Below are 5,483 nucleotides of genomic sequence, written 5' to 3'. Positions count from 1 at the left end.
GCCCCGTCCAGGAAGCGCACCACGGCCGCATGGCCGATCATCACGCCCTTGGGCTGCCCGGTCGAGCCGGAGGTGTGGATCATGTAGGCCAGCGCACCCGCCGAGGCGGCCAGCGCCGGCACGGCGCTGCCCTCCTCGGCATCCAGGGCGTCCAGCGCATCCAGCGGCAGGCAATGGATCCCGCCCGCCTGCGCCCAGGGCTGCAGGCAGGCACGGTCGCCCACCAGCCAGCCGGCGCCGCTGTCGCTCACCATGTACTGCAGGCGTTCGGCCGGATAGCCCGGGTCCAGCGGCAGGTACGCCGCACCGGCCTTGAGCGTGCCCAGCAGCGCCACCACCAGATCCACGTGCCGCTCGGCGCACACGCCCACCACGCTGCCGGCACCCACGCCCTGGCGCTGCAGCCAGGCCGCCAGGCGGTCGGCGCGGGCATCCAGTTCCGCATAGCTGAGCGCGCGGCCGCCGCCGCTCACCGCCAGCGCCTGCGGCGTCCGTGCCGCCTGACGCTGCACGCGCTGGTGCAGGCTGTCCTCGGCCGCCAGCGGCGCGCTGGCGCGCGGCTGCTGCCACTGCCGCAGGTGCTCGGCGGCGTCAGCATCGTGCAGCGGCAGGCGCGCCACCGACTGCCCCGGCTCGTGCACGATGCCCTCCAGCAGACAGGCGAAGGCGCGTGCCCAGCGCTGCACGCTGTCCGCCTCGAACAGGTCGCTGGCATAGCGCCAGGACAAGGCCAGGCCCCCGTCGTCCTCGTCCTGCACGGTCAGGGTCAGGTCGAACTTGCTGACCGCCCGCTCCAGCGGATAGTCGTCGAAGCGCAACCCCTGCCCCAGGTCCAGCTGCGCACGCTCGTTGTTCTGCCACAGCAGCATGATCTGGAACAGCGGGTTGTGGCTCAGCTGCCGCGCCGGATTGAGCGCCTCCACCAGCAGCTCGAACGGCATGTGCTGATGGGCGAAGTCGGCGATCAGGTGCTGGCGCGAGGCCGCCAGCAGTTCGTCGAAGCGCTGCCCAGGCTGCAGTTGGGTCCGCAAGACCAACGTGTTGGCGAACAGGCCGACCAGGTCGGCCAGTTCCGGCTGCTCGCGGTTGGCGATGGCCGTGCCCAGCACGATGTCGTGTTCGTCGCTGAAGCGGCCCAGCAGCACCGCAAAGGCGGTCTGCACGGTCATGAACAAGGTGGCGTGGTGGCGCTGCGACACCGCTTCCAGGCCTTGCCGCAGGCGTGCCGGCAGGTGCTGCCGGTGCACCGCGCCACGGTAGCTGGGCTGCACCGGACGCGGCCGGTCCAGCGGCAGCTGGTGCACCTGCGGCAGGCCCTGCAGGCGCTGCAGCCAGTAATCGCGGGCCTGTGCCAGCACCGGGCCCTGCAGCCAGCCGCGCTGCCACTGGGCATAGTCGCGGTACTGCACCGGAAGCGCGGCCAGCGTGTGTGCCTGGCCCGCCGCATGCAGCGCATACAGGGCGCTGAGCTCGCGTGCCAGCACCGCCATCGACCAGCCGTCGCAGGCGATGTGGTGCAGGGTCAGCACCAGGACGTGGCGGTCGTCGGCGCGTCGCACCAGGCAGCCGCGCAACAGCAGATCGGCGCTCAGGTCGAACGGTTGTGCCGCGCTGTGCTGCACCAGTGCGGCGATCCGCTGCTGCTGCGCCTCCGGCGCCAGCGCGCTCACGTCCTCGCGCGCCAGGCGGAACCGGTCCTGCTCCAGTACCACCTGCACCGGCCCCGCATCCCCGGCACCATCGCGGATCACCGTGCGCAACACCTCGTGCCGCTGCACCAGCGCGGCAAGCGCCTGCTCCAGCGCCGGCTCGTCCAAGGCGCCGCCGATCGCCAGACAACGCGAAGCGTTGTAAGTGCTGTGCTCGGATTCGATGCTGGAAAGGAACCAGATCCTGGCTTGCTGGAACGAAAGGGGCGCGGCGGTGATGGCATCCGCCAGTGGCGCGATGGGCGGACGCGCCAGCGTCGCACGCGTACCCTGTCCCAGGTCGATGCCGGCGGCAAGCAGCCGGATGCTCCTGGCTTCGAACAACGCCTGCAGCGGCACCACGATACCGAAGCCCGATTCCAGCCGCGCAATGAGTTTCATCGCCAGGATCGAGTTGCCTCCCGCCTGGAAGAAATCCACGGCGACGTTCTCGATCTGCCGTCCGAGCACCTGCGAGATGGCGTCGCACAGCGTTCGTTCGGTCGTGGTCAGCGGAGGCTCGACCGTTGCACCCGTATGCTCGCCCAGCCGCGGCAACGGCAAGGCGTCGCGGTCGACCTTGCCATTGGTCAAGGTCGGGATCGTCTCCAACTGGACAAAGGCCTCGGGCAGCATGTGCACCGGCAAGCGTGCGGAGAGCTGCTCGCGCAGCCGCGCGATCCACTGCTGCCACCCCTGATCGTCCATCTTCTGGACGGGGACCACGTACGCCACCAGGGACTTGCCGTCCCCGGCCAGCACCTGTGCGTGCACCACTGCGGACTTCACGCCTGCACATGCCTGCAGTGCCGCCACGACCTCGCCCGGCTCGATGCGGAAGCCGCGGATCTTGACCTGCTCGTCGATACGGCCGATGAACTCCAGGCGGCCGTCGGCACGCTGCCGGACCCGGTCGCCGGTACGGTACAGCCGCCGCCGCTCTCCATTCTCGAACTGATGTTCGATGAACCGCTGCCGCGTCAACTCGGGTTGGCCGAGATAGCCATGGGCAAGGCCGACACCGGCAAGAAACAGTTCACCCGGTGCGCCATGCGGAACCACGCCGCCGGCTTCGTCGAGCACGTAACAGGCCATGTTGTCGATCGGACGGCCGATGGCCACGCCGTTGCCGGTGTACTCCTCCGCAACCGCGCAGATGGTCGCCTCGGAGGGGCCATAGGCATTGAACAGGCGGTGCTCGCGCGACCACGACTGGGCCTGCGCCTCGGCGATGGACTCGCCGCCGACCACGATCGACTGCACGCTGCGCAGCCGTTCCGGCGCCAAGGCCGCGAGCACCGACGGGATCAACAGCATGTGCGTGATCTGCCGTTCCTCGACGAAACGCCCGAGCGCGAGTGGATCGCGCCGAATCGCGTCCTCGGCGATATCCAGTCGTGCCCCGCTGCACAAAGCCAGAAACACCTCGCAGGTCGCCACGTCGAAGGACGCGGCGGCGTATTGCAGCACTCTGCTGTCGGTCTGGATGCCGAACAACTCGCGTTGCGACAGGACATGGTTGACCAGGCCGCGATGATGCAGCACGACCGCCTTGGGAACTCCGGTGGAACCGGAGGTATGGATGACATAGGCCGGCTGATCGGGCGACGACCGTTGCGCGATGGCGACGGAACGCGCCGCACCCGTCTCTATCCGCGTGCTGTCCACGTCCAGCAGCTGCAGCTCCGCATCCTCACGCAGAAACCGCGACGGTGCGGCCGAGGCACTGGAGAACAGCATCTGGCGCACGCCGGCACCGGAGATCAGGCCAGCGACTCGCTCGTGCGGCTGTGCCGGATCCAGCGGCAGATAGGCGCCTCCCGCTTTGAGCACGGCCAGCATCGCGACCACCAGTTCGGTGGATGGAACCAGGTAGAGCCCGACGATGCTGCCGGGCTCGACGCCCGCGCCCTGCAACCGGCCAGCCAGGCTACCGGCCAGGGCATCGAGCACGGCGTAGGTGATCGAGGTGCTGCCTGCGACCGCGATGGCATTGGGGCGTTGTCTGGCCCAGTGCTCCACCAACTCGTGGACCAGGTACTCACCGTGCTCGAACTGCCGCGGCGGTGGATTGCCTGCATGAAGCTGCCGTTCGATCTCGTCCGCTCCGAGGATCGGCAGCCGGTGCACGTCGGCATCGGGATCGGCAACGGCATGCTCGATGAGACGGTTGAACGCTGCGGCCATCCGCTCGATCCGCGCGGCATCGAACAGATCCGTGGCATAGCGCCATGCCAGCACAAGCCCGCCCTGATCTTCCCTGACCGCCAGGGTCAGGTCGAACTGACTGCCGCCAGCCTGCTGCTCTTGTGGCTGGAACAGCGCATCGGGCGCGGTAGACGCCGAGGGCGCCATGGTGTTCTGCAGTACCAGCATGATCTGGAACAGTGGATTGGCCGCCAGCGAACGATCCGGCTGGACGGCATCCACCAGCAGCTCGAACGGGAGATGACGGTGTTCGTCGTCGGACAGGAAACCATCGCGCGCCTGACGCACCAACGCCGGAAGGTCCTGGTGGGCCGGCAAGTGCTGGCGCATCACCAAGGTGCCGGCAAAGTAGCCGAACACGTCTTCCCAGGCGATGTGTGGACGGTTGGCCATGGCGGTGCCGATGACGATGTCCCGCTCCCCGCTGTAGCGCGCCAGCAGCGCGCTAAACAGCCCCTTGAGCCCGACGAACAGCGACGCGTCCTGGGCGGCCAGGAAGGTCTTCAGCTTTGCTGTGGTGTGCGCCTCCAGGCGTGTGCGATGGACGCCTCCCTGGTGGCTGGGCAGCGGCGGCCGCGGACGATCCAGCGGCAACGCATGCACGGAGGGCGCGCCACGCATGCGCTCCTTCCAATAGCGAGTGAGGCGGTCAAGCAACACTCCCTGCAGGCTGTCCTGCTGCCAACGGCTGTAATCCAGATAAGTGGCGGCCGGTGCGGCGAGTTGCGCATCGCCGCCGTCGCGGCAGGCGCCATAGCATTGCTCCAGCTCGCGCAGGAACAGCGACAGCGACCAGCCGTCGCTGACGATGTGGTGGAAGGTGAAGAAGACATACCAGCAGTGCGGGCCCGCCTTGGCCAGACTGACCCGGAACGGGCTCTCCCGGGTGAGGTCGATACGCGCCTGCCGTTGTTCGTCGCACAGCGCCTCCAGCCGGATCGCCTGCTGCGCAGGCGCATCGGCGGACAGGTCGAAGATCGGCACCATCGGCAGCAGCGTGGGCTGGACGATCTGGTAAAGCGTGTCCTGCCGATATTCGAAGCGGGTCCGCAGCGCGGGATGGCGCTGGACGAGTTGCGAAAGCGCGCGGTTGAAGGCCGCCAGGTCCAGCGCCTGGTCCAGTCGCAGCAGGCTGTTGATGTGGTAGGCGCCGTGTGCAGGTTGAAGCTGTTCGAGGAACCACAGGCGGGTCTGGGCGAACGAGGCCTGCGCCTCCAGCAAACCGGCGTCGGACGTCTGTGGTTGGCGCTGCAGAACCGGCATCGGCAGTGCAGGAACCTGCTGCGCCTGGAGCCGACGCGCCAACCCGCGGATGGTGGGCTCCAGGAAGACATCGCGCAGTTCGATGGCGATGCCCTGTCCATGCAGGCGGTTGACCATGCGCGCGGCGAGCAGCGAGTGTCCGCCGAGCTGGAAGAAGCTGGCGGTGACGCCGACCTGGGGCAGGCCCAGCAGTTCGGCCCATAGCTCGGCCAGACGTCGTTCGGCGGCATCGGCCGGCAGATCGTCGCGCGCCTCGCCCTCGCGCTGCGGTGCCGGCAGGGCGCGCCGGTCGAGCTTGCCGTTGGCCGTCAGCGGCAGCGCCGG

General features: G+C 68.7%; 1 protein-coding gene. It reads right to left on the bottom strand.

Going from position 1 to position 5,483, the window contains the following annotated elements; translation table 11 throughout:
* Window positions 1–5,483: non-ribosomal peptide synthetase (locus J2Y70_RS22165; protein WP_309922704.1), on the bottom strand; the 5,483-nt coding region annotated here is incomplete at both ends.

The sequence above is a fragment of the Xanthomonas sp. 1678 genome (assembly GCF_031455575.1).
In the GTDB taxonomy this organism is placed as follows: Bacteria; Pseudomonadota; Gammaproteobacteria; order Xanthomonadales; family Xanthomonadaceae; genus Xanthomonas_A.
This window is presented reverse-complemented; position numbering and strand designations above follow the sequence as displayed.